Source organism: Methylotenera sp. L2L1 (assembly GCF_000744605.1).
In the GTDB taxonomy this organism is placed as follows: Bacteria; Pseudomonadota; Gammaproteobacteria; order Burkholderiales; family Methylophilaceae; genus Methylotenera.
Map to the genome: position 1 here is coordinate 2,235,803 of NZ_JQMG01000001.1, position 26,459 is coordinate 2,262,261.

At 40.3% G+C, this 26,459-nt stretch carries 23 protein-coding genes and 1 tRNA gene; 1 reads left to right on the forward strand and 23 read right to left on the reverse strand.

The genetic code is table 11. The annotated features are described in order from the left end of the window. Positions 1–74 precede the first annotated feature (74 nt). Together rlmB and rnr are read right to left on the reverse strand one after the other, a co-directional pair. Positions 75–827 (reverse strand): 23S rRNA (guanosine(2251)-2'-O)-methyltransferase RlmB, encoded by a 753-nt coding sequence (gene rlmB, locus FG24_RS10565; protein WP_036303307.1) that lies wholly within the window; start codon positions 825–827, stop codon positions 75–77. After that, positions 824–3,331, reverse strand: a complete 2,508-nt coding sequence (gene rnr / locus FG24_RS10570; RefSeq protein ID WP_051901521.1) for a ribonuclease R — start codon at positions 3,329–3,331, stop codon at positions 824–826. The genes rlmB and rnr overlap by 4 nt, the downstream gene beginning before the upstream one ends. 64 nt (positions 3,332–3,395) lie before the next feature. Here rnr and FG24_RS10575 point away from each other — a divergent pair. Beyond that, a tRNA-Leu gene (locus tag FG24_RS10575) sits at positions 3,396–3,480 on the forward strand. Between the two features lie 160 nt (positions 3,481–3,640). On the opposite strand, the gene epsA is transcribed toward FG24_RS10575, so the two are convergent. The 21 genes from epsA to FG24_RS10680 all read right to left on the reverse strand — a co-directional run bounded on the left by epsA (position 3,641) and on the right by FG24_RS10680 (position 26,453). Then, on the reverse strand, positions 3,641–4,465 hold the full coding sequence (epsA, locus tag FG24_RS10580; protein WP_036303309.1) for an XrtB/PEP-CTERM-associated transcriptional regulator EpsA: 825 nt from the start codon (positions 4,463–4,465) through the stop codon (positions 3,641–3,643). A 215-nt stretch (positions 4,466–4,680) separates the two neighbouring features. Further along, the gene (locus FG24_RS10585) at positions 4,681–5,223 is read right to left on the reverse strand and encodes a hypoxanthine-guanine phosphoribosyltransferase (protein WP_036303311.1); all 543 of its coding nucleotides are present in this window, start codon (positions 5,221–5,223) and stop codon (positions 4,681–4,683) included. Positions 5,224–5,380: 157 nt separating this feature from the next. Continuing rightward, the gene (locus FG24_RS10590) at positions 5,381–7,270 is read right to left on the reverse strand and encodes a polysaccharide biosynthesis protein (protein ID WP_036303313.1); all 1,890 of its coding nucleotides are present in this window, start codon (positions 7,268–7,270) and stop codon (positions 5,381–5,383) included. A 43-nt stretch (positions 7,271–7,313) separates the two neighbouring features. Next, the gene (locus FG24_RS10595) at positions 7,314–7,874 is read right to left on the reverse strand and encodes a sugar transferase (protein ID WP_036303315.1); all 561 of its coding nucleotides are present in this window, start codon (positions 7,872–7,874) and stop codon (positions 7,314–7,316) included. Between the two features lie 140 nt (positions 7,875–8,014). Continuing rightward, positions 8,015–8,965, reverse strand: a complete 951-nt coding sequence (locus FG24_RS10600) for a UDP-glucose 4-epimerase family protein (protein ID WP_036303317.1) — start codon at positions 8,963–8,965, stop codon at positions 8,015–8,017. Next, positions 8,965–10,095, reverse strand: a complete 1,131-nt coding sequence (gene wecB, locus FG24_RS10605; protein ID WP_036303319.1) for a non-hydrolyzing UDP-N-acetylglucosamine 2-epimerase — start codon at positions 10,093–10,095, stop codon at positions 8,965–8,967. Before wecB ends, FG24_RS10600 begins: the two co-directional genes overlap by 1 nt. Beyond that, positions 10,088–11,098 (reverse strand): polysaccharide biosynthesis protein, encoded by a 1,011-nt coding sequence (locus FG24_RS10610; RefSeq protein WP_036303321.1) that lies wholly within the window; start codon positions 11,096–11,098, stop codon positions 10,088–10,090. The genes wecB and FG24_RS10610 overlap by 8 nt, the downstream gene beginning before the upstream one ends. A 27-nt stretch (positions 11,099–11,125) precedes the next feature. Beyond that, positions 11,126–11,980 (reverse strand): dTDP-4-dehydrorhamnose reductase family protein, encoded by an 855-nt coding sequence (locus FG24_RS10615; protein ID WP_036303323.1) that lies wholly within the window; start codon positions 11,978–11,980, stop codon positions 11,126–11,128. A 9-nt stretch (positions 11,981–11,989) separates the two neighbouring features. Then, positions 11,990–13,207, reverse strand: a complete 1,218-nt coding sequence (locus FG24_RS10620; protein WP_036303325.1) for a glycosyltransferase family 4 protein — start codon at positions 13,205–13,207, stop codon at positions 11,990–11,992. A gap of 1 nt (position 13,208) precedes the next feature. Further along, positions 13,209–14,150, reverse strand: a complete 942-nt coding sequence (locus FG24_RS10625; RefSeq protein WP_200876891.1) for a glycosyltransferase — start codon at positions 14,148–14,150, stop codon at positions 13,209–13,211. Between the two features lie 95 nt (positions 14,151–14,245). Next, entirely contained in the window at positions 14,246–15,685 is a 1,440-nt protein-coding gene (locus FG24_RS10630; RefSeq protein ID WP_036303329.1) for a hypothetical protein, read from the reverse strand. A gap of 68 nt (positions 15,686–15,753) precedes the next feature. Beyond that, complete coding sequence (locus tag FG24_RS12450; RefSeq protein ID WP_051901522.1) at positions 15,754–16,770, reverse strand: glycosyltransferase family 2 protein; 1,017 nt, start codon at positions 16,768–16,770, stop codon at positions 15,754–15,756. Positions 16,771–16,825: 55 nt separating this feature from the next. Beyond that, positions 16,826–17,770: an NAD-dependent epimerase/dehydratase family protein gene (locus tag FG24_RS10640; protein ID WP_036303331.1), complete on the reverse strand. Its 945-nt coding sequence runs from the start codon at positions 17,768–17,770 to the stop codon at positions 16,826–16,828. Beyond that, positions 17,767–18,636, reverse strand: a complete 870-nt coding sequence (locus FG24_RS10645) for an alpha-1,2-fucosyltransferase (RefSeq protein WP_036303332.1) — start codon at positions 18,634–18,636, stop codon at positions 17,767–17,769. Before FG24_RS10645 ends, FG24_RS10640 begins: the two co-directional genes overlap by 4 nt. A 2-nt stretch (positions 18,637–18,638) precedes the next feature. Beyond that, a complete protein-coding gene (locus tag FG24_RS10650; RefSeq protein ID WP_036303334.1) occupies positions 18,639–20,084 on the reverse strand; it encodes a lipopolysaccharide biosynthesis protein in 1,446 nt (481 codons plus the stop codon). After that, a complete protein-coding gene (locus tag FG24_RS10655) occupies positions 20,074–21,099 on the reverse strand; it encodes a glycosyltransferase family 10 domain-containing protein (RefSeq protein WP_036303336.1) in 1,026 nt (341 codons plus the stop codon). The genes FG24_RS10650 and FG24_RS10655 overlap by 11 nt, the downstream gene beginning before the upstream one ends. After that, the gene (locus FG24_RS10660; protein ID WP_036303339.1) at positions 21,096–21,779 is read right to left on the reverse strand and encodes an FkbM family methyltransferase; all 684 of its coding nucleotides are present in this window, start codon (positions 21,777–21,779) and stop codon (positions 21,096–21,098) included. Before FG24_RS10660 ends, FG24_RS10655 begins: the two co-directional genes overlap by 4 nt. Before the next feature lie 12 nt (positions 21,780–21,791). Beyond that, positions 21,792–22,961, reverse strand: a complete 1,170-nt coding sequence (locus tag FG24_RS10665; protein ID WP_036303341.1) for a DegT/DnrJ/EryC1/StrS family aminotransferase — start codon at positions 22,959–22,961, stop codon at positions 21,792–21,794. Beyond that, positions 22,958–23,890: a GDP-L-fucose synthase family protein gene (locus FG24_RS10670; protein WP_036303343.1), complete on the reverse strand. Its 933-nt coding sequence runs from the start codon at positions 23,888–23,890 to the stop codon at positions 22,958–22,960. Before FG24_RS10670 ends, FG24_RS10665 begins: the two co-directional genes overlap by 4 nt. An 11-nt stretch (positions 23,891–23,901) precedes the next feature. Next, on the reverse strand, positions 23,902–24,987 hold the full coding sequence (gmd, locus tag FG24_RS10675; protein WP_036303344.1) for a GDP-mannose 4,6-dehydratase: 1,086 nt from the start codon (positions 24,985–24,987) through the stop codon (positions 23,902–23,904). Next, complete coding sequence (locus tag FG24_RS10680) at positions 24,984–26,453, reverse strand: mannose-1-phosphate guanylyltransferase/mannose-6-phosphate isomerase (RefSeq protein WP_036303346.1); 1,470 nt, start codon at positions 26,451–26,453, stop codon at positions 24,984–24,986. The genes gmd and FG24_RS10680 overlap by 4 nt, the downstream gene beginning before the upstream one ends. Between the last annotated feature and the right edge of the window lie 6 nt (positions 26,454–26,459).

Below are 26,459 nucleotides of genomic sequence, written 5' to 3' on the forward strand. Positions count from 1 at the left end.
GGCTGTGATTGAATAATCACAGCCCTATTGAGTTATTGCACAAGCAAGCATCACCTACAACGGCTAAAGCCTTACTAGATAGCTAAACTTCGTTGACGCCTTACTTCATATAGGCACATACCACTCGCAACACTGACGTTCAAACTCTCGACAGAGCCAAACATCGGTATCGTCATCAGCGCATCACAAGTTTCAGCAGTTAAACGACGCATGCCGTCACCTTCTGCACCTAAAACAATCGCAATTGGACCATTAAGCTTTGTGTTTAACAATGTACTTGGTGCATCCATCGTGGTGCCAACTACAAACACACCAGCGTCTTTTAGCTCACGAATCGTTCTAGCTAAGTTTGTGACAGCAATAAACGGTACCGTTTCTGCTGCACCACAGGCTACTTTACGCACGGTAGCATTCAGGCCTGCCGCACGGTCTTTAGGTGCAATCACCGCATGTACGCCCATTGCGTCAGCAACACGCAAACAAGCACCTAGATTATGCGGATCTTCTACACCATCCAAAATCAAAAAGAACGCTGGTTCAGTTAAATCTGACTCTAAAATATCATGAATATCTTTGTACGGGATAGGTGTATCCACCACGCGCGCAATCACACCTTGGTGACGGCCATTCATGCCAGCCATGCCATCTAGGCGGCTACGTTCAACCTGCATTGTGCGCACACCTGATGCCTCTGCCATATTAAGCAAATCTTTCATACGTGCATCAACACGGTCACGGTCAATTAAAATCTCTTGTACGCTAGCACTGTGCTGGCGTAATCGGCTCAATACTGCATGAAAGCCAAATAAAATACGGGCGTCACTCATTTTTTTACCTTACGTTTTGTGGTTGCTTTACTTACGGTTGCTTTATTTGCCACTTTTTTGGGTTTACTGGCTTTAGTTTTATTTTTTGGTTTAGGTGAGGCTTTAGATGTACTCACAGGTTTATCCGAAAAATCTGCCTTAGGACCACGCTTAGGCTTTTTACCAAACGGATCACCAAATTTCACATTGTCTGCTTTTGGACTTAGCGCACCTGCCCCTTCAAATTTAGGGGTGGATTTTACAGCAGATTGCGTGCGAGCACTTGATTTATTCGCGCCAGCTTTCACTTTTGAACCTACATTAGATTCATCATCTAATTCATTGTTTTTATTTACCAAAGTAAAATCTATCTTCGTAGTTTCCAAATCCACGCGCACGACTTTAATGGTTAATCGATCACCTAGGCGGTAACGTACACCAGTACGCTCGCCAGCCATCTCGTGCCGTGCTTTGTCATAGATAAAATAATCATTACCTAACTCAGTCACGTGTAACAAACCTTCAACGTACACGCCATCCAATGCCACAAACAAACCAAAGCTAGTCACACCAGCAACAGTACCCTCAAATACTTCACCAATCTTGTCTTGCATATAGAAGCACTTCAGCCAATTGGTCACATCACGGGTTGCATCATCTGCACGGCGCTCAGTCATTGAGCATTGTTCACCTAAGCTATTCCAATCACCAGCTTTGTAGCGCTCCCCGTTCAGCACGGCCTTAATCGCACGGTGAATCAATAAATCTGGGTAACGACGAATTGGCGAAGTAAAGTGCGCATACGCCTCATAAGCTAAACCAAAGTGGCCAACATTATCTGGGCTATATACAGCTTGCTGCATTGAGCGTAACAACACTGTTTGCAATAGCTGAGCGTCTGGGCGGTCTTTAATGCGCTCTAACAGTTTGCCATAGTCTTTAGCATGTGGTGAGTCACCACCGCCCACGCCAAAACCAAACTCACCCATAAATGTACGTAAAAGCTCTAATTTTTCAGGGGTTGGTCCTTCGTGTACGCGGTACAAGGCTGGATGTTCATGTTTTTTAAGAAACTCAGCCGCACAAACGTTTGCCGCAAGCATGCACTCTTCAATCAGCTTATGTGCTTCATTGCGCGTGCTAGGCTCAATACGCTCAATCTTACCTTTATCATTAAAGATCATAATGGTTTCAGAGGACTCAAACTCAATCGCTCCACGCTTTTCGCGCTGCGTTTGTGATAACTGATACACGCTATACAAATGCTGCAAATGTGGCACTAGCCAAGCATACTCTTGTGCTAATTCCCCTTCTGGGTTTTGCAGTATTTCAAATACTTGGTTGTAAGTCATGCGTGCTTTTGAACGCATCACCGACGGGTAAAATTTATACTGCTTAACAATGCCCGCGCCATCTAATTGCATATCGCAAATCATACATAGTCGCTCTACGTCTGGATTAAGCGAACATAATCCATTCGACAATGCTTCTGGCAACATTGGAATAACGCGTCGAGGAAAATAAACCGAGTTACCACGCTCTAGCGCACCCTTATCTAATGCATCATGTGGCTTTACATAGAAACTGACATCAGCAATCGCCACCACTAAACGCCAACCTTTACCCTGCGGCTCTGCATACACCGCATCATCAAAGTCACGCGCTGTTTCACCATCAATGGTAATCAATGGCATTTCGCGGCAATCAATACGACCTTTATAATCTTCAGGCTGTACTAGTTTAGGATAAGATTCGGCCAACTTTACTGCCTCAGCGGTAAACTGATGAGGCAGATTATGCTTACGCAAAGCAATTTCAATTTCCATGCCACTATCGGCATAATTACCCAAAATCTCAACTACTTTACCCATAGGCTGCGCATATGATGAAGGCTGCTCGGTGAGCTCTACCATCACCACTTGGCCGGGCTTAGCCTGCATATCCAAATGATATGGAATCAAAATGTCCAGATTAATGCGCTTATCTTCCGCAGCCACAATGGTCACACCAGCCGTGCGGATGACGCGTCCTACCAAGCGTTGTGTTCTACGTTCCAGTACTTCTACAATTTTACCTTCAGGGCGGCCTCTTCTATCCAAACCACTCATGCGCACCATTGCACGGTCACCGTGCATCACTTGCGACATTTCTTTCGGGCTTAAAAACAAATCCTCACTCTTGGTTTTATCATCTGGAATCAAAAAACCGAAGCCATCAGGATGGCCTTGGATAACGCCTGCAATTAAATCCAACTTATCTGCAATACAAAGCGCACCTTTTCTATTTTTAATAATCTGACCTTCACGTTCCATCGCATTCAGTCGTCTATTAAAAACATCGCGCTCAGCATCACTGATGTCCAGCAGCAAGTACAATTGCTCTACACTTAATGGCACGCCTTGATCGCTCATGGTGCTAAGAATCAGTTCACGACTAGGGAGCGGTGTTTCATATCGGCTAGCCTCACGTGCTGCATGAGGATCATTACTTCTTTTACTTTTGTGAGTATTTTTATGGTTTGTCATTGACAAAGCTTACCTTTTATATAAAATTCAACGCCTTGACTTGCTGAGCTTTATTGTAGCAAATGCCCAGATGGCGGAATTGGTAGACGCGCTAGTTTCAGGTACTAGTATCGAAAGATGTGGAGGTTCGAGTCCTCTTCCGGGCACCATGTGTTATCTGGCTACAAAATAGCTGACGATTCTGCAATCATTTGATTGCATTCAAGCCACATTGTAACGCTAACAATGGCGATTAGGTGTGACATATCAATACGTAATCTCAATAATCGTGCAAAAAGATTAAATCAATCACGCTTTGCTTACGTGTTTTTAACTATAAACTGCATGAACACCTTGCTGCAATTGAAGTTGCTTCAGTTTGGTTGAGGGCACATTCGCCAACAAAGCAACCGCTTGAGCCCTTCGCCCAATATTCAGCTTCTGAAAAATTCTTTTAAGGTGACTTTTCACCGTATTTTGGCTAATACTTAATATCATGCCAATTTCTTGATTAGTTTTCCCTGCTTTAATCCAGCTAATCACCTCTATCTCACGCTCACTTAACGTTGATAAGCTCAATACATCGTCAGCCTTTTCAATCCCATCAAACTGCATTAAAGGTTTTATTTTCCTTAATACATGATCTACGTGCGGCATGATGAAATCCATCATTTGCTTCCTCACGTCCAGCGCATGCTCTTTACTGAAGAATATATACAGGCACTCATCGCCATTTCGTTCATCTTTCATACCATAAACCAGCAAAGAACTTATCTCAACGAGCTGCTCCGGGAAAGTTGATTTTATTCTATGGTAGATTTCAGTCTCTTCTAGCGCATTAATTGCAAAGCAATCATTACCAGAGATTAAACGAAGTCTATATAAATCATTTAAAATATGACTAACTTTATCCGTAGCGTCAATGATGGCAGGCGTAGTTAGCCCCTTTAAATTAGAAGCAGCATCATAATGCAACTGTCCATCCTGTTGCTGCCTAAAATCACCCCAAACAGCTAACAACATATCGTGCGGAATTAGCTCAGCGACACTATTTTGTAGCCACACAAAATAATCTAAATGCGTTTTAATTTGGTACGACCGCTCAATAATAGCGCTCGCTATATTCAAATATTGAGTTGTAGATTCTTTTTTCATCACTTTGCACCTATCCATGAACACTATTGCTCATGTCTTGATACGTGCAAATTGGATGCCAAATATAATTTATATTAAAATCAGGTAGTTACAAAGATTAGGTAACTTAAGATGGGAGATGTTGTTATAGCGCCAACTGTAGTGTCAGAATTACGACACATTTTAAATGGCAAACAACTACATTAGTTTGAAATACAGATGTTTAAAATATGACACTATGCCTGTAAAGCATAGATGGCAGGCATGTTTCGCCACCACCCATAAACATCCATTCCATAGCCAAAAACATATTCGTTAGGCACTTCAAGACCAACAAAATCTGCCTTTATTGGTTTATCGTGATCCAGTTTCTTTTCAATCAGCACAGCTGTCAGCACTTTAATTGCCCCTAATGCGAGACACTTATCTTGAATCTCTTTTAATGTAATACCTTCATCAAGAATATCATCCAGCAACAACACGGTGCGACCAGTCAAATCTGACTTTGGCAAAGCCTTCCATTCCAAGGTTTTTCCTACAGTCTTATTTTGATATCTACTCGCATGCACATAGTCCAGCTCCAATGGAAAATGCAACTGCGTAAGTAACTGACCGGAGAACACAACACCACCTCCCATCACGCATATCACAATAGGCGAGGTAGCTTCCAGTGAGCTAGTAATTTCAGTCGCCATTTTTGTAATTGCACCAACCACAACCTCTGTTTGGTGAATGACATATGATTGCTCAAGGAGCTTTTGTGGGGGCAAAGTATTCAATTATTAGCAATCCATTAAGTAAATCATGAAAACAAAGAAAGATTGATACCGCATTGCGCTCAAATACTCACACAGCAATAAGCTTTGACCAATCTATGATAGTGCCATGTCTAACGACTTTACATTAGGCCTTGAGTTTACAACAATCACCAAGCTGCTAGTGTAATGTTATATGTTGCTGCGAAAGACTAGGAGCATGACCATCAGTCACATTAACAATTTGCGGGCTATACTCCTCTACCCAGCCAGACAACTCTAATTTCATTTGAGCCTCATGTGTTCCGTGCAAACCTTCAATCCATAACAAAAGACTGTTTACCCAGCTAACATCTGCCGTTCTGGCCTGCGCAATACGCAATTTCTCATGAGGTGTTGGCATCGTATGTTCATCATCAGCCAGCAACTCTTCATAAAGCTTTTCTCCAGGGCGCAATCCAACATACTCAATTTTAATTTCGTCTGTATTAAAACCAGACAACCTGACCATGTCCGCTGCTAAATCGGCAATCTTAACTGGCTCACCCATATCCAGCACAAAAATTTCGCCACCTTTTCCCATCAATCCAGCCTGCATTACCAACTGCGCCGCTTCTGGAATCGACATAAAATAGCGCGTTATTTCAGGGTGCGTGATCGTAATCGGGCCACCTTTAGCAATTTGCTCGCGGAATTTTGGGATGACACTGCCACTACTGCCCAATACATTACCAAAACGCACAATCACAAAACGTGTTCCACTATCACTCTGCAAGCCTTGGCACACCATTTCTGCCAAACGCTTACTAGCACCCATGACATTGGTTGGATTCACCGCTTTATCTGTAGAAATTAATACGAACTTACTAACGCCATTACCCTTACAAGCCTGCGCTAACGTATGAGTACCAATCACATTGTTAGACAGCGCTTCCCATACATTCCCATTTTCCATCATTGGCACATGCTTGTAGGCAGCAGCATGAAACACCACAGATGGCTGATACTGCGCCAAGATATGATTAATCCGCACTTTGTTTTTTACGTCACAAGTAAAATAGACTAATTTAGTGTCTAACTTCAGCGCTGTTAACTCTTGCTCTAATTGATACAGAGAAAACTCAGAAATATCCAAGCAAATCAAAGTGTCAGGATGATACTTAACAATCTGCCTACACAACTCAGAACCAATAGAGCCACCTGCCCCACTGACAAGCACAGTTTGATGATCAATCAGCATCTGCAAGCCTGAGCTATCAAGCTTCACAGCATCGCGCCCTAGCAAATCTTCAACATCTACCTTACGGATTTGAGAAACGCTCACCTTACCGCTCATCAAATCGTCAATCGCTGGCACGGTCATTACTTGTAATTCAAGCGCATTTGCTAGTTCAATCGCTTGTCGACGTTTCTGATGATTCGCAGATGGCATCGCAACAATGACATAATCAACGCTTAGATGCCCACTTACCGAGGCCAACTGCTCTATTGTGCCTATAACTTTTACACCAAAAATTTCACGCCCTTGCATTGTTAAGTCATCATCTAACAACGCCACCACTCTCCATTGCGTACTGCGCGCTAGGACTTTAACCAGTGCAATTGCCGCATCACCTGCCCCAAGCACGATCACAGGCTCACCTTGCCTTAAAGTCATGCCGTAAAGCACATGCTCTTTCCAAGCACGGTATGCAAAACGACTCCCGCCCATTAATAATATCAACAGCAAAGGATCAAGCACCAACACTGAGCGTGGAACTGCTACATTTGTTTTTACCATAAAAAACAACGCACTTAACAACACCGCAGAAAAACCAACAGCTAAAAAGATACGTTTAAGGTCCGAAACACTGGCAAAGCGCCAAACGCCTCGATACAGTCCAAAAAATACAAATACGCCAACTTGCAACAAAACCACCCACCCTAAAGTGGCTAGCATTTCTGCTTCATAATTAGGAGGAATTGCGAAATTGAAACGTAATAAGTAAGCAACTACCCATGCTACAGACGCAGCAACAATGTCGTGAGATAAAGCCAAAAAAGTGCGTGGATTTGTAATTGTTGTTTTCATCTAATAATTTATTCATTATGGATTACGTTAATTTACAGCTATTCTAATGCTGAATACCATCTCTTCTCAAAACTTTAAAAAAAGTTAAAACAATTATTTTCACATCAAACCAAAAAGACTGTTGCTGCATGTAGGCTACATCCAACTTAACTTTATCCGGAATAGGCAGTTCATCACGCCCATTAATCTGTGCCCAGCCAGTTAAACCTGGCAAAAGCTTTTCAACACCATGTTGTGTGCGTAAGTTAATTAAATCATCTTGATTAAACAATGCAGGACGAGGTCCTACAAAACTCATATCACCATTAATGATACTTAACAGTTGCGGCAGTTCATCAAGGCTAGTCTTTCTTAAAAAAGAACCAATAGGTGTCAAAAAGTGATCAGGATTGGCTAGTAAATGTGTCGCAACTGCCGGCGTATCAACACGCATAGAACGAAACTTAGGCATTTTAAAAATGACATTATTCTGCCCCACTCTCTCAGACCAATATAAAGCAGGACCTTTGGAAGTGCCCCGTACCATCAACCAAACAAATAAAAATGGTATCGCAAAAAATAATGCCGCACATAAAGCCAAACATAAATCAAATAAACGTTTCATTATTCATCAGTCATATCATTACAACACTATAAAGCAGATAGTTAAGACAAATATATAAGTATGTATTATAAACACCTCACATACCCATACGTTCGAATTACCAACCATTAAGGTTAAGCAATTCAACTACTAAAAGTTAGTTAATTTTGCACACCAGCGACGACGTCTTTAAGGCCCTCTGCAACAGTGAACTGTGGCTCCCAATCAAGCAATTGACGAGTTTTAGTAATATCCACCTGTAAATTACCGCACAATCGTTGCGCCAAGTCTCTTTTACCAAGCACTTTTGCAACAAACTCAAGAAAATTTTGCGGTATTGGTAGTAGTCTAGACTTTACACCTAAAGATTGTGCACACGCCTTTAATAGCTCAGTAGTAGAAAGATCATGCCCATCAGAAACCAAAAAAACTTGATTTACAGCAACTGGGTGATCAATACACTTCAAAATTAAACTAATCAGATTGCCAATATACACAAAGCTACGCTTGTTATTAATCGCCCCCAAAGGCAATGGAATACCGCTTTTTACAGCTTTGATCATACTAGCAAAGTTTGCTTTCACCCCACCACCATAAATCAATGGCGGTCTAATAACCACTACCTCCAGCCCAGTTTCTCCAGCCAGCTTTAGGAGCCCTTGCTCTGCCTCGCACTTTGAAATGCCATAAGCGTCTTGCGGACAAGCTATGTCTGAGGCTGTAAAAGGATTATCTATTTGCGTAAGTTCACCATTAACCTTAATTGAGCTCACAAAAATAAAACGTTTTACGCCTGATTTAAATGCCTGTCGTGCCAAATTTAGGGTGGCGTCAACATTAACTTTACGAAACTCTTCGAGTGAATTGGATTCATAATCATTCATAACATGCACACGAGCAGCAAGATGCACCACAGCATCCACATCTAAAAGCGCAACACTCCAGTCAGTGTCTGCATCTATTGACGGGGTAGTAACAATATCGAAACCATCGCAAAAGGCTGCATCATGACGTATTGCTGCTCGCACTGAGTAGTTATGCTTCAATAGCTCTTTACATAACACTCTTCCGACAAAACCACTTGCGCCTGTTACAAGGATATGCGAACTCATCAAACAGCTTTAGACCACACAGTGCGGTTTACATAGTCCACATAACTCATCACTACACGAAGTAACTGTTTGGAGACAGGACCTGCCTCATAGTCTTGCACAGGCAACATCACACGCTTTGATTTATCATGCTGAGCAACAATCACACGTATCGCATCCAACACTCTGTCTTTTTTAAGACCACTCATGATAAGCGTTCCAACATCCATCCCCTCTGGACGTTCGTGGGCATTGCGAATTGTGATAGCAGGTAAATTAAGTAATGATCCTTCTTCTGAAATGGTCCCACTGTCTGAAACAACACACAATGCTTCCATTTGTAATTTAATATAATCACAGAAACCAAAAGGCTTAAGAAATTGAACATGGCTATTAAGATTACCCAACTCCATTGTATCTAATCGCTTTTTTGTTCGAGGATGTGTAGAAACAATCACAGGATAATTATATGTCTCTGCTAAAGCATTTAGTGTTTCCACCATATTTTTCATGTTTTCTGGGCTGTCGATGTTTTCTTCACGATGAGCACTAACAATAAAAAACTTATTTGCCTCTAAATTCATGCGTTCTAATACATCTGATTTCTCAATCTTTGGCATGTAATAGTCCAACACCTCACGCATATGAGAACCAGTTTTAATAATAGTTTCTGGGCGAACGCCTTCAGCTATTAAATACCGTCTTGCATGCTCTGTAAGCACTAAATTAATATCGCTTAAATGATCTAACACTTTGCGGTTAAGCTCTTCCGGCACTCGCTCATCAAAACAGCGGTTTCCTGCTTCCATATGAAATACAGGAATTTTGCGCCTTTTCGCCGCAATAACAGCCAAACAAGAGTTTGTGTCGCCATAAAGCATCACCGCGTCTGGCATCTCCTTTTCCATTACTTCATCAGACTTCTCTATTACTCTTGCAATTGTTTGAGCTGCATTCTCACCAACTGCTTCTAAAAAATAGTCTGGCTTACGGATACCTAGATCATCAAAAAATAATTGATTTAACTCATAATCATAGTTCTGCCCTGTGTGTACCAACAAATGCTTAGTATGTTGATCAAACTCAGCTATCACACGACTCATTTTAATTAGTTCTGGCCTTGTTCCCACAATGGTCATCACTTTAAGCATTTAGTTCTTCCTTAATAAAATCTAGTTTCAATAATAGTGTTTTTACTTGATCCACATTCAGGCGCTCAGTATTGTGTGAAGTGTAATCATCTTGATGTGAAATCTTTTCTTCACCTTCACTAAAAAATTGTGCGTAATTAAGATCTCGATTATCAGCTGGAATTCGGTAGTATGCGCCCATATCTTCAGCCTTAGCCATCTCTTCACGTGAGATTAACGACTCATAAAGCTTTTCACCGTGACGAGTTCCAATTTCATGAATCGGGTTATTTTTATTTAGCAACTCTTTTAATGCCTGAGCTAAATCCGCAACAGTGGAGGCAGGTGCTTTTTGAACAAAAATATCACCCTGCTGACCATGTTCAAATGCATAGAGGACTAAGTCCACGGAGTCTTCAAGTGACATCAAAAAACGAGTCATATTCGGGTCTGTAACAGTTAAGGGCTTCCCCTCATTAAGTTGTGAAACAAAGAGTGGAATAACAGAGCCTCTTGAGGCCATAACATTGCCATATCTTGTTGCACACAGCACGGTCTCACCTTCGTTCTGCATGCGAGCTTTGGCGACCATGAACTTTTCCATCATTGCCTTAGATATTCCCATTGCATTAATTGGATAAACAGCTTTATCTGTGCTTAACATTACAACTCTTGACACGCCTCGTGCAACTGAGGCTTCCATCACATTCTCAGAACCCAAAATATTAGTGCGCACAGCTTCCAATGGATAGAACTCACAAGATGGAACCTGCTTCAGTGCCGCAGCATGGAATACATAATCAACACCCTTCATCGCGTGATAAACACTGTCGTAATCACGGACATCACCTATATAAAACTTAAGTTTAGGGTCATTTAATGCAATTCGCATTTCCTCTTGCTTCTTCTCATCTCTACTAAAAATGCGAATTTCACGCACATCCGTAGATAAAAATCGTTTGAGCACAGTATTGCCAAATGATCCTGTGCCACCAGTAATCATTAATACTTTATTATTAAACATATAATATTGAGTCCAACTGTTTTAAATTTATTTGTATTGATACATTGTTTCAATCAAACTTTGCCAAGTAGGCGGATTGTACCCTGTTACTTGATTAAACATGCTTGCGTCTAAAGAACGATTAATAATTAAACTGTCATCAGCTTCAATATTAATTTCTTTTTTATATACCTTAGCAATCATTTTAAGTAAATCATATTTATTAATAGGCTGTGCGGCGACATGATATAAACCTGTTAATTGCGTATTTTTTAGCACAACATCTCTAATTACTTGAGCAAACACGACTGTAGGTAAGCCTGAAAAGATTGCTTTATTGAAACCTTTACAAGATGATTTTTGAGATAAAAACCAATTTAACAATCCATAATTTGACTGTAATTCATGTCCAATTGTTGAGGTTCTTAATGTCAAGGCACCACCGTAAGTCACCTCACCAAGCGCTTTACTTCTGCCATATACGTCATCAGCATCAGCAAAAGCTGATTCTGAATAAAAACCATCCTTACCTGAAAATACACAATCTGTACTAATGTGAATAAATCTTGATCCAGCTAAATCACATATTTGTGCTAACTGGTGTGGTAACAAGGCATTCAATGCTATGGCATTGAATGGGCTATTTCCCTCTTTTTTATGTTTTGTTGCCCCTATACAATTAATTACCACATCAGGTCTTATTTCACTGATGGTCTGAATAATTGAAGACAAATTATCTACATCTAAATTGCTGATAAGTTTGTCTGCGCTAATCTTAGGTAAAAAAGGCCTTATGCCATCTGAGCGAATTGAGCCGTAAACTTGCCAATCAGAACGTTCTGACATCACATGTAAAGTAGTGCTACCTATTAATCCACTTGATCCCAACACTAAAACTTTCAATTTCCACCCTTAACTTAAAATCAACTTTTCAAAATGTTTAATTAGTACAGTCGTTAACATTTCCTCATCAAAGTGCTGCTTAAAATAGGCTCGGCCATTAGTACCCATTTGTTCACGCTCAAGTTCTGACATTTGATAAAGGCTTACAATTGCATTAGCCAACCCTTCACCATCCTCAGCTCGTACGGCAACTCCAGCCTTTGCTTCATCTACCAACCGCGCCCCCTCACCGTTCAAACAAGCGATAACAGGCTTACCTACAGCCAAGTAAGCCTGTATTTTATTAGGTACAGTTAATTCAAAAATTGGCTGGTCTGTTAAAGTAACCAGTAAGGCGGAAGCCTGCCTCATTAATATAGGCATGGTTTCAACTGGAAACCTACCTTCCAGATACAAATTAGTTAATTTTTTTTCAACGATTTGTTCTGCAACCCAATCTAATTTGCTACCACTCCCCAAAATTACTATTTTAATCTCAGCGTATGACTGTAGTTTTTCTGCTGCAGCGACAATAGTCTGCATGGCTTGCGCTGCGCCTACATTACCAGCAAATAAAACTGTAAATCCTGATTGAAGTGACTCAACATGTGGAGTATCAATAGCTTGTGGTGAGTAAAACTCTTTTTGAACAGAGTTTGGATAATATGCGATGGGTATGTTGGGCGCCAGCTTTGATACAGGCTCAATAAAAGCTTTAGATTGAACTAACAATAAATCCGTATGCAGATAAGTGAACTGCACAAACCTCTCTAATAGTTTTAATAAAAAATGAGACTTTACATAGCCTGTAGCTTCCGCGCTCTGGGGCCATAAATCTTGCACCCACAGCACTACTGGCAGACCTTTTATCCACCCTAAAAATGAAGCTGGAATAGCCTGAAATATTGGTGACGGGGCATAAACAAATATCACATCATAGTTTTCTTTTCTTAATATCCAAGGAGCAAACAAAAGGCCAGAAACTATAAAAGATAAATAGTTAAGCACAAGCCTTATTGCGCTATTATCCCCTCTAGCCAACATTGGGATGCGCATAATTGGAATATCTTGCCAAAACTGTTTACTAATAGTCCATGCGTTATAGCCAGTAAAAAACCTACCTTCTGGGTAATTAGGTTTACCAGTCAACACCTCAACTTCATGCCCACGCGCCTTTAGCGCGCACGCAACTTCGTTAATTCTAAAATTTTCTGGCCAAAAATATTGGCTAACAATAAGAATACGCAAACTAATCTTCTACTCTCTTTAAAAGATACTCTACAAGTCTGCTAGCATCTTGCAATGGCAAAGACGCTTCATCTAGCCCCATAAACCTCTTAACGGCTCTAGCGATAGAAACTGATGAGTCTGGATCAAATGACTGTTCTGGATCAAGCACATCACGTACATAATCCAACTCTGACGCAATTATAGGCAGCCCAGCCTGCCTAGCCTCAATCAAAGGCAAACCAAACGACTCAAATGTAGAAGGGTAAATTAAAGCATTTACCTGACTATAGAGTTTTTTAACCTCGCCATGTGGCAAGCTACCCAAATTCTTCACACATAGCTTATGCGACTCGATCTTATGCTCTATCCAAAAGCATAATTCCGAAAAATGCATATTATTTAGCGTTAATGTTAAAGTAGGAAATAACCCTTCAGTTGCCAACAAGCACCAAGCCTCAATTAACTGCAAATGATTTTTGTGTGGTTCACCAGACGCTACATATAAAAAAAAGAAATCTCTTTTTTCTGTGGTATCTGAACAATGCAATTTTCTTACATATCCATCAGGATTCTCAACAAATGGAAAAACAGAAACTTTAGCTTTTGTTCTAGCTTGCATCAAGCTTTGCATAGATGGCGTTTGTACCAAAAACTCATTCACATTTCTAGCTCTGAATGATAACCATAACCGCTCTACTTTAAGCCTTATCTTTGTTTTAAATGAAAAACCATCTAGGTTTACACTATCAATCAAATATCTGTTCTGAACAAACACCACCACATAACCACGCAACTTGAATAAAGGTGGCAGATTACCAAAACACAACGCAACATCTCCTAATGCTACATTCTTCGCCAGCCATATTTCCGCAAACAATCTTTGGACGAGTGTAGGCTGAATGCGCTTAACAATTTTATCGGTACTCAAAAGCATTCGACTATCCAAAGATAATATCGACATCAGTCCTGCTGGAAGTGCATGTATTATCGCAATTAATAAAGCTCGACCACCACCTTGATGAACATTAGTAGCATGTATGAATATCCTCTTAGCCATTATTTAATTTGACTTTTCAGATTGACAAATACGAAAAATCTTTGCAGAAATTTTGAAAAGAACTCTGACTGTACAAAGTATATAGCCATAACACCACAGATGAGTTCAAAAAAATAAAACAACAAACCTCTTGGGGCAATACCCATTTGAGCGACTGCATTAGCAGTTACCCCACCCCATAGAGCGGATAACAACGGATTGCCTGTAAATCTAAAAATAAGGCTCTCGCTAAGCAACAAAACAAAAACAAGAAAGATCATACCGACTGCAACAGCCCATAAATTTCCGGTAAAGTATAAAAACGCAATTGCCCCAGGCACACTGGCAAATTGAAATTTACTCATATTCATAAATCTATAATGAGCTTGACACACCTCTTGATAAATCGTACTTTTTCCGACCCCACCATGTTCAGTCATCGCCTCAATAAACAAGTCGCTTCCTTTTAATGGGTACATCGAAACAGCCATTACGCCCTCAAGGCCAATCCAACGATCAACAGAAAACTTCATAAAAGCCCCCAAAGAAATACCAGAGTCAGCAAAAGTAATTTCTTGAGTATTATTTGAATATAAATATGCACGCATCATGTTAACTATAGGATTTGATATTGCAAACAACATCACAAAGACTATAGTCATCAGAATAATATTCTTTCTAGACCACCCAAAAACCAACTCTTTATTTTTATATAAAGCAAACATCTGTGGAATTACATGAAAAATATAAGTACCACGGCTTAAAATAGAAATGGTTGAAGAGAATGCTTCTAATAAAACAAAATACACCACCTTAGATACCTTACGACCAAGAGCTATATCCCACCATAAAAGTGTTGCTACGCAAAAAGAAAAACCAGATGCTAACAACAAATATATAACGGCATTAAGCGGCCATAAAAGAATAGTATTTGATACGAGGCCACTTTGTTGTATTCCAAATAATACATTTATTGTAGCTACAAAAATGCAAAGAAAGATCAATCCAGCCCAAATCCAACAACGTTCGTTAACGTACCAACTTGGCACAGCAAAAGTACTGTTTTGTGCAAGAATCGATGATGGTTGTTTATAAAAGTGATAGAGAAATCGCGCTAAAATTACTCCTACACTACCAACCGAGGCACTCAACAAAACATTATCCCAAGCAACTGGTGTCCGATCAAAAAAACCAATAGGCTCCCCAAACGGATAATCAATGAGCAAATGAACTGTTAACTTAAGCCAGAATCCCAGCCAAAGCATCGCGACGAGAAAGAGATATCCATAGCTTACTTGCCTATATAACCCACTTATTAACATGGCCAAGAACACAAAAGAGAACACCGTATAATGCAAACATGAACCTGTATAGTTGGCAACCCCTCCAATAAACAATAATATCCAGACAGATAGTAAAAGCCATTTCATAATCGAATTAACACCCAACTTAGCTATCATATCCAGCTAACCTGAGCAATTTTGTTAGAAAGATAATTGTTCAGTTCATTTTTGTGAAAAACTCTCATTTAAGAAGCCTTCCACACATGAAATTTTTTCAACTGCCTAAATAACACACCATCAACATGAATTCGTAATAAACTAAATATCATTAACTGAAATTTGGTACTCAACCCCAAACCTTTACCATAATCTCGATTAAGCCTCCCCCACCTAAAAACGACAGTTGGGTTACTAGCAGCTACTCTAAAATAGAGTCGTGTCATATGATCAAAAATGATAACTCTTGATTCTCCCTGCCTAGAATACAAAAGTTTTGTAAATAAGGCATCCACCGCATCCATATTGATACTAGATGGTGAGAATTTAAAAATCTTCATTAACTCATCAACACATTTTGGATCTAAATCCATGGAATAGCATACAAACTCCCAGTATCTTTGACGAATTAGTTGCGTTAACTGTTGTTGAGAGTTCGCTGTTTTAGTTGAAATTTGCGTATCATGAATACGATATAGAAGCAAAACTTCAGGCACATTTGTCATTTTCCATCCTGCTCTTGCAGCACGCTCCCATAAGTCGTAGTCTTCTACTTTCTCCCATGTATTGTCATAACACAATTGCTTAATCAATGTAGTGCGCATCATTATCGATGGATGTGCAAATGGTGAACAAAACAACAACTCCATTTTAATGGCATCATCAGTTTGGCGCAGTCTAACCAACCGCCTATCCGATGTGCCAAAACGCTGAACCCAACTACCAGTAATGTCAGCTTCGGTTTGCTGTAGCCATTGTAATTGGCGTTCAAAGCGCTGTGGCAATGCAATATCATCCTGATCCATTCGTGCAAGCCATTTACCGCGTGCAAGGCTAACAATATCATTTAACGTAGTAGCTAAATTTCTATTTTCACGTGTAATCAACCTAATCCTAGAGTCACGCTTTTCGTATACTCTCAGCACCTCTAGTGACGCGTCTGTTGATCCGTCATCAATGATAATCAGCTCAAAATTATTAAAGGTTTGCGCAAGAATAGACTCTATTGCTTCTGCCAAATATTGCTCGCCATTATATACAGGCATAGCTACTGAAATTAACGGCAATTGTACTGTACTGGAATTTATAGACGAATCAACATCACTCACTTTTCACCAACCTTAACCATTCATAAGTTAGACGCAAACCATCCATAAAATCAACGTTGGGTTTCCATCCCGTGTGTGTCTGCAATTTAGTCGAGTCTAATACATTAGCTTTAACATCAAATGGTCTTTCCGGCAAGTTTTCCACTTTAACTTTGTACCCATCGTCATTAATAAGCAGTTCAAATGCCTTAATCACATCTAAGTTAGTAACACCTAAACCAGAACCAAGGTTATAAGTTTCAGATAGATTTCCATGCTGCAATGTACTAACAATTCCAGCTGCTAAATCACTCACATATAAATAATCGCGCACAGTTCCATTCTGCCCGAATATCTTAATTGGCATACCACACATAGCAGAGGCCATCGCGGTAGCAATAAATCCCTGCCCTATAAATGGTCGTTGTCCTACACCATATGCATTGGCGGGACGAACACAAACAAATTTTAAACCATGGGTTGCAGCATATAGGTATGCATAATTTTCCAAGGTTAACTTAGTTACACCATAAGGAGAGATTGGCTTAGTTGGATGCGTTTCAAGTATTGGTAGCTCAATCGACTCACCATAAACTGTACCGCCAGAGGATACCAATATAAGCTTGACGCCTCTCTTTGCTGCTTCAGAAAACAGCTGCACTGTTGGCGGCAAGTTTTGAAGAAGATCCACCAGCGGATTCTCAAAAGAAGTGTTCGGAACTGTGGCATAAGCTAAATAAATAACCTCTTGATGCTTATCCAACAACTTGCAAATTAGTTCATGTTGCCCAAAATCTCCAGCAACATACACAACGCCATCAGGCAATTTATTAGGAGGTATTGGACTTCTACCCAAAACCGTTACCTGTCGCTCAGTTTTAAGAAGTTGAAGCACAAGATGTGAACCAATATACCCACCGCCCCCAATGACTAGGGTGCTTGTTCTATTGATATTCATAATCTCACCCAACCTTCTGGCATCAAATCTTGTATATTTGTTTCATTGGCAAACCAATACTTAGGGGCAACAACAATTTTTTTTGAACTAGAATTCAACCATGCTCCCCACCAGCTAAATGAGCTATTAGCAATAATGTTGTGCTTACATAAGCTCATCAACCTCATATCATTGTAGCTTTCACTTCCATGATTGCAATCTACATAATGATGTGGAAAATCTATTTTTAAATTATTTTTTACCCAAGCAATATCATCAGAAAAAATATAAAAATGTGGCTGCTCAACACGTCCGGCAATATACTCAATTGCAGCTTTATAGTAATCAGACGAGCATAACGCATACGTTGTTGTGTTATTTACATAATCGCCACGTCGCACATGCAAGCTAACAGCATTCACATTATTAATATGTACTGCTAACTCAGCATTATTGTTTTGCATTGGCAGCTTAAATGTAAAATCTTCACGAATTCGCGCTGCAACATCAACAAAATAGTTTTCTGATTGCCAATAACCATAAAGATAACAATCTTCAGTTAAATTTCTGATGCCAGACCAATAATAAAAATGTGGCTCAACAACAAATGGTTTACAACGCAATTTTTGCATATTTGATCGTAAGATTATCCGCCGCACAAATGACAATGACTGCCAACCTAATACGTTACGCACATTGCTTTTACTTGCTATTTCTGTATTGCAATTAAAAATTCGCTGTAACTCAAAGCCTTGATGTAGTTCATAGTTTGCAAAACCTGAGATATCTAACTGCAAATTGCTTCCACACTTTATTGAAAGCGCTCGCCCTGCAGCATATTGAAACATCTGGTTGCCAAGACCACCAATAATATTAGAGATGACCATTTTCAATTTTCTCGCAATTTCACACTTAGCAGCCTAAGCGTGGCCGGGTTTTTCCACAACAAAGTCAATATAACAATACCTACTATCAACGATATCAACACCAACATACCAATCGCCACTCTTAAGTTAGCAGCTTCAGGCACCCAAACAACAAGCGTAGCTAGCACAAACATGACAGCAATTCCAACGAGACAACGTCCAACATCGAGAGTAAACCTTACTTGCTGGTACATATGTATCAGCATTACAGTAAACATAGCCATAGCACCAAGTACTAACGCCATACCAGCCCAACTGATTTCCACATGCCGCACCCCTGCAAAATAGATCAAACCCAATGAAGTGATTGACCCCAATGCATATGGCAAAGCAAGTGATTTAGTTTCGCGTTTGATTTGCGCTGCATTACTGAGTAAGTTACTTAATACACGACACAATTCAATACCAGCACCCAACATAACGAAAATAATTGCATTTTGAAATTGAGAAGCGACTAACACTTTAAGTAGATATGGTGCACTAAAAATTACCATCCCAGTAAGAACAAAATACGCAGGTACCAAAGTATTTAATAAATCAGAAAAAGCGGATTCAACTTCTGTTAAATTTTCATGCTTACTAACACGACGGTAAAAAAGCGGGTAGAAGAATTGCATAGCTAATGATTCTGCGAGTGCAAAAATTTGACCAGCAAGCTGTAAACCTATGACCAAAAAGCCTAATTGCGCCAATCCCCAATACTTTTCAATCAAAAACCTGTAACCACTAAGCTGCAACCACATAAGCCCCGTTGCCACTGCTAAAGGTAAGCAATATGTTCTGACCGTATTTTTAGTCAACAACGGCAAGCGATTTTCAGAACGCTTAGAATGTATAACATGTTGTCGTAAAACATGCTTAGCACCCAACACCCCCAATGCCATACCTACTGCTTGCCCAGCAAACCAAGCAGTAGCGGATGATAACCACATAACTAAAAAAATAGAACTGGCCAACCCAATTGCTACAGTAATGATAGACCAAATTACTGAAGCACCTCGAAAGCCAAGCATATTCAACGCAGGTATTAGAGTCGCGTTCCAGGTGCCTGCAACAACCATTGTGAACATTGAAATAAAAAGCAAAATACACTGTTCAGCAGAATACTGCTCCTCTATGCTCAAAGCAACTAAGCCACCTACAAGTGAAACCCAGAGTATATAATTTCTATATGACTTTAGTCTTGAGAAGAGCGTACCATCATCCCACCATGCATGCGTGTGCAAATTAATATGTTGCCCTACAGGATTAATCAAAAATAAGCCACAAAACATTTGCACTGTGATTAATAAAGCGAGTTCACCGTATTGCTCAGGGCTAAGAAATGTTGTTACAGCCCTTATAGTAACTAATGCCATTAATGCTGCAGCTAGCCGCCCCCCAACAATCAGTATCAAATCACGGCTCAAGACCAATATCCTGAATTATCGTATTAACGATAGTCTTCGCGAAAAACTCTGAACCAAACTGATACACGGCCTCACTTTGTAAAAACGCTGCAATACGTTGTTGATAGCCCACAAACTCTATTTCCGTCATTGATTTAAGAAAGCGATATACATCCTCTGTGTCGTTAAACTGGCGACGGTCAACGAAACAATCTGCGGGAATATAATCCGTGATATTGCTGGCACCCCAATACACAGGAACGCAACCAGAAAAAAAACTGTCGAATATTTTTTCAGTGATGTAGCCAGGCAAGTCACGCATATTTTCATAGCAAATTGAAAATTTTGTTCGCGTTAATACATCTTGCTTGTGAGCAACTTTTCCACGGTAACTAGGAAATGGCTGCAATGTAAAGAGTCGACCAATAATACCCCAAAATCGACGCTCTATCTTTCCAACCAAACCACTACGTACCACAGGGATATCCCAACCTACCCCATATAAATCAAAATCTTGTTGAGCATGAGTTTCAAACCAACGGATCGCATTGACGCGCTCTGGATATAAATCTCGATTATCTTGCAAAGAAAGTGTCCGATTGCTAGAAATTAGACAACAAAACTGATCTCGATCTGAAAATCCAATAACAGGACCAACATAAACTGGATTAGGAAAATTGATTTTTATGAAACGATTACCATCCACCAAGTCATCATTCCAAGTAAAAACTTTACGATAACAATCCCAATTTGACGCAATACCATTTGACGGCCAGACCTGCGGTGTTTCAAGCATCAGTAAATAATATGCCGTATTAACACTTTGCTTCTGTACATCCATGTGTAACTCAAATGCTAATGACTTTCCAACATTAGTATCGCTCGTATTAATCTCAATACCATGCTGCTTTAGCTGCTCTCGCATCAAATAATATGGCTGAAAACAATTATCTCTATTGTTTTTGTGACTTAAATCGAAAATCACATTTCCCGCAAAACCTCGCGCCTCGAAGTTAGCATAGATTACATCACTCAACGGCTTTCACCCTTTAACTTCCAGCTCTCCCAAACAAAGTCATAACTCCACATTTCTGTATGCGTATTTGTGAGTTCATGTCTTATCGTTTCTCGTCGCTTGGCTGCATTATCTAAAAAGTTATGAAACTGAACTTGTAGATATTGCACCTTTTTAATATCACCCGACTCGATAATTGCAGGAACAACATCAAACTCCCCTCCTTCTATGTTTATCTTCATTAAGTCAATTTGATTAATCATTAACTCCCTAATACAATCCACAACTGAACGTACTTGCACTCGTTGCATTGATCCTTTAATGTTAGGAGAAGTAAAACTTGAAGCATTCTCTGCCATATTAATATCTAACCAGCCATCAGCAGATGAAAGCCCATAATTCAAACAAACGATTTTTTTATTACCTTGAAATCGGTCAACACACATCTGATAAAACTCTGGAACAGGCTCAAAAATATAAATTGTACATCCAAACTTTTCATGTATAGCTGCTGCAAAATCACCATGATAACCACCTAAATCGAATACGATACTATCCTTGTTCAGAGGGTAATCTAAACGCAGGGTTTCATCACCATTGTCATCAAACCAGCGGCTAACTTCTAGCAAGAAAGGTTCGCGTAATATATACCTACGAAATAGTAAAGTTAGCTTATTTTTAACTTTTGATAGAAAGCTCATTGTATTATCCAATCAAGATATTTTTTCGAGAGCAACAAAAGCCTCGGGGATTGGGTAATGATGATTACCCACAAACAATCCATTTTGATCAATATGTTCAGCATTTTTTAATGTGCCATGCACTTCTGAATCAAAATATTTCACCACTTCATTTTTAGCAAAATTACCTGCAACAATAGGACGACACTCAAAACCAAGTTCATTTAATTTTGCCACTAATGCTTTGCGTGTCATTTTACTACCTGGGCGTATCACTAAACTGAATCCAAACCAACTACTCTCACCTATCTCTTGTTGAATAATGATATCTGGGTGATTTGATAATGCGGCCTGTAGCAATTTTCCATTTTCTCGGCGGGCGGCTATTAAGCTAGGTAAACGCTTGACTTGTTCAACTCCCAATGCCCCTTCAATTTCCAGTGGGCGAACGTTATAACCAGGCAGCACAAATCGAAATGACTCCTCGAACGGGTCGTCGCTCTTCTCGCTACACACAAGATTATGCTTAGGTAAGTTGCGTGTCCAACCATGCGCTCGAAGTGAAAGTAAAATTTGGTATAGTTCTTCATCATTCGTTACAATCAAACCACCTTCCATGGTGGAAATATGATGGCTAAAGAAAGAGCTGTAACCACCCATTACACCAAAAGTGCCAGCATGCTTGCCCTCATACTTAGCACCCATCGACTCACAGTTATCTTCAATCAACACGATATTACGCTCACCGATAATCTGCTGGATACGTCCAAAATCGTTTGGATTACCAAGCAGATTCACAGCCATGATCGCACGTGTTTTATCTGTAACAGCCTGCTCTAATTGATTAAGATCATAGTTCAAGGTGTTCAGATCAATGTCCACAAACTTGATTTTCAACCCGTATTGATATAGTGGATAGAACGTAGTGCTCCACGACACCGCAGGAACAATCACTTCATCACCACGCTGCAGCTTCAATTGTGAGTTTTTGGTATAGAACAATGCTGCCACCATCAACAATATAGCGGATGAACCAGAATTCACCATCACGCAATGCTTACTCCCTACGTAATGAGCGAAATCACGTTCAAAGGCTTGTACATTTGCACCCATGGTGTACATACCAGAGGCTATAACACGTTGCATCGCATCTTGCTCTTCTTGCCCCCAAGTTGCTGTGGCTAATGGAAACTTGATACTCATTGCAAATATTCCTTTAAATAAAATTCGTATGTTTTTTCTATGCCCGTACGTAAGTCGCTTTGAGCATTCCAGCCCCAAGCCTGCTGACGATCTACACTCACAAGCTTACGCGCCATACCAACTGGCTTACTAATATCGTGTACAAAACTTCCTGTGTATCCCATTACTTCTGCTGTCACTTGATAATACTCATTGATTGTAAAATCATGCCCCAACCCTATATTCATATAAGGGGGTAACGTTTCAAAATTATGGATCGCTCTAACAACTGCATCAGCCAAATCACCTACATACATAAACTCGCGTCGAGCGGTTCCATCACCCCATATTTCAACAGTTTGTTGACCATTTTGTTTGGCTAGGTGCACTTTATGAATAATTGCGGGAAGCAAGTGAGAGTGAACGGGGTCAAACTTATCATGACGTCCATAAAGATTACAAGGGATTAGCGTCTTATATTGATAACTTGCATCCTCACGCATGATGTAATCACAAAACCTAGCCGTTACTACCTTGGCCAGCGCATAACCCTCGTTAGTAGGCTCAAGTTCGCCTTTAAGCACCATTTCTTCACGTAACGGCTCTGAGTAGTTACGTGGATACATACATGAACTACCGAGATTAATTAGACGCTTAATGCCTACCTTGTGCGCAGCACTCACAATGTTGCGCCCCATATCGAGATTTTCCATCAAGAATCCCACTGGTTCGCGCATATTAGCCTGAATGCCACCCACCTTACCTGCAGCATGAATGACCATATTGGGCTGATGTTTACTCAAATAACTTAGTACTGCGCTAAAGTCGCGTAAATCTAACTCACGGCTACGCGGCGCAAGTATTTCAAACTCGCTGATAGAGGGATGCTCCAAAATATTGCACCCAACCATACCGCCGCCGCCAGTTAATAAGATTTTAGTTTTACTCATAGTTTACTAGACTATTCTTGAGGTTTGAAAACCGTATAGCCGTGCTTTTTAACTAACTCATCACGCTCTGCACCCTTTAAATCTTCTCGAACCATCTCGCTTACTAAATCTTCAAAGCTGATTTTTGGCACCCAGCCAAGTTTATTTTTGGCTTTACTAGCATCGCCTAGCAAAGTTTCCACTTCTGTTGGACGGAAATAACGCGGATCAACTGCCACAATGCATTTTCCTGCGGCATTGTAGCCTTTTTCATCCACACCTTCACCCTGCCACGTAATGGCTATGCCAAGCTCTTTTGCCGCTGCATTCACAAAATCACGCACACTGTATTGCACGCCTGTAGCAATTACAAAATCTTCAGGTGTTTCTTGTTGCAGCATTAACCATTGCATTTCAACATAATCTTTTGCATGTCCCCAGTCACGTAAAGAATCCATATTGCCAAGATATAAACAATCTTGCAGATTCAACTTGATACGTGCCAAAGCACGAGTGATTTTACGTGTCACGAAAGTTTCGCCACGTATTGGACTTTCATGGTTAAACAAGATGCCATTACAAGCATAAATACCATAGGCTTCACGATAGTTAACTGTAATCCAGTAAGCATAAAGCTTTGCAACAGCATAGGGCGAACGCGGATAGAATGGTGTTGTTTCTTTTTGCGGAGTTTCTTGCACTAGGCCATACAATTCTGATGTAGAAGCTTGGTAAAACTTAGTTTTTTTCTCCAAACCTAACATTCTAATGGCTTCTAAAATCCTCAATGCGCCCAGTGCATCAGAGTTTGCAGTATACTCAGGCTCTTCAAATGATACCGCAACATGGCTTTGCGCTGCTAGGTTATAAATCTCGTCAGGCTGAACTTTCTGAATAATACGAGTTAAGCTAGATGAATCTGTCATATCGCCATGATGCAGAAAGAATGGCTTGCCTCTTTCATGCACATCATGGAATAAATGATCAATTCGCGCAGTGTTAAACAATGAACTACGACGCTTTATACCATGAACCTCATATCCTTTATCAAGCAGCAACTCGGCTAAATATGCTCCATCTTGCCCTGTAACGCCTGTAATTAACGCAACTTTAGTCATACATTTCCCTCTTCTATTCTGCCATAACTGTCTTTATAACGAACTATATCGTCTTCACCCAAATAAGTACCAGACTGCACCTCAATAATCTCCAATGAAGTATTGCCAGTATTCGCTAGACGATGTGTTTCACCTAATGGAATAAAAGTTGATTCATTTTCATGAAGTGTAATCACTTTATCTCCACAAGTTACTTCAGCTGTACCTCTTACCACTACCCAATGCTCTGCGCGTTTGGTGTGTTTTTGCAAGCTTAAGCTAGCACCAGGGTTGACCTGTATCCGTTTTACTTTAAATCGCTCACCTACATCAATAGTGTCATACCAACCCCAAGGACGAGATACTTTTCTGTGTAAAATGCGTTCTTCTCGTTTTTGTGACTCTAACTGGCTAACTATTTTTTTAACGTCCTGACTCATCCCGCGATCAGCAACCAATACAGCATCCGCAGTTTCAATAATCACTAAATTATTGACACCTACTGTGCTCACCAATCTATGGCTTGCATTTATCAACGTATTACTTGTATGTTCAATGATTGTATCGCCACTAGACACATTACCATTAGCATCTTGCTGCCCCACCTGCCAAACAGCATCCCAAGCGCCAAGATCATTCCAGCCAGCATCAAGCGATATCATCTTAATTGGGAAATCTGATCCAGGGCACTTTTCCATGACTGCATAATCTATAGATTCACTTGGTATATTTGCGAACAAAGTCGCATCAGGCCGAATAAACTGATTGTCTCGTACACTACTACTAAAGGCATTTGAAGTGCATTGCAAAATATCCGCCCTAAAATGCTTCAGCGCTTTAAGCCATACGCTAGCACGCACCACAAACATCCCACTATTCCATAGGTAACTTCCAGATGCACAGTATGATTTTGCAGTTTGATAATCAGGTTTTTCTGCAAACTTTGCTACATCATATTCAGTATTTGAGCCAGCCTGCCCCTCACGTTTAATGTAACCAAATCCAGTTTCAGGCTTATCTGGTTTAATTCCTAAAATCACAATTGCGCCAGTCGCCGCTACACGAATGCTGTTTTGTAGTGCTTTGGTAAAAGCCTCACCATTCTGCACAGTTTGATCTGCTGGGGTAACAACGAGAACGGGGTCTTCTCCACCAGAAACTGCTTGTAGCGCTGCCAGAGTAAGTGCTGGTGCTGTGTTTCGCCCTTCAGGCTCAAGCAATAAGCTGGCTGATATTTTTGTAAACTCACGCAACTGATCAAGCACCAAGAAACGATGCTCTTCATTAGTCACAATTAGAGTTTCCCCAACCACAATATCTGTAGCAGACAAATGACTTAAACGATTAGTCGCTTGCTGAAAGAGACTATCCGTACCAGATAGCACCAAAAATTGCTTAGGGAAACCTCTACGCGATAAAGGCCACAATCTCGAACCGGAACCTCCACTTAGAATAACTGGGGTAATGTTAATTAAGGATTTAGCCATGATGTA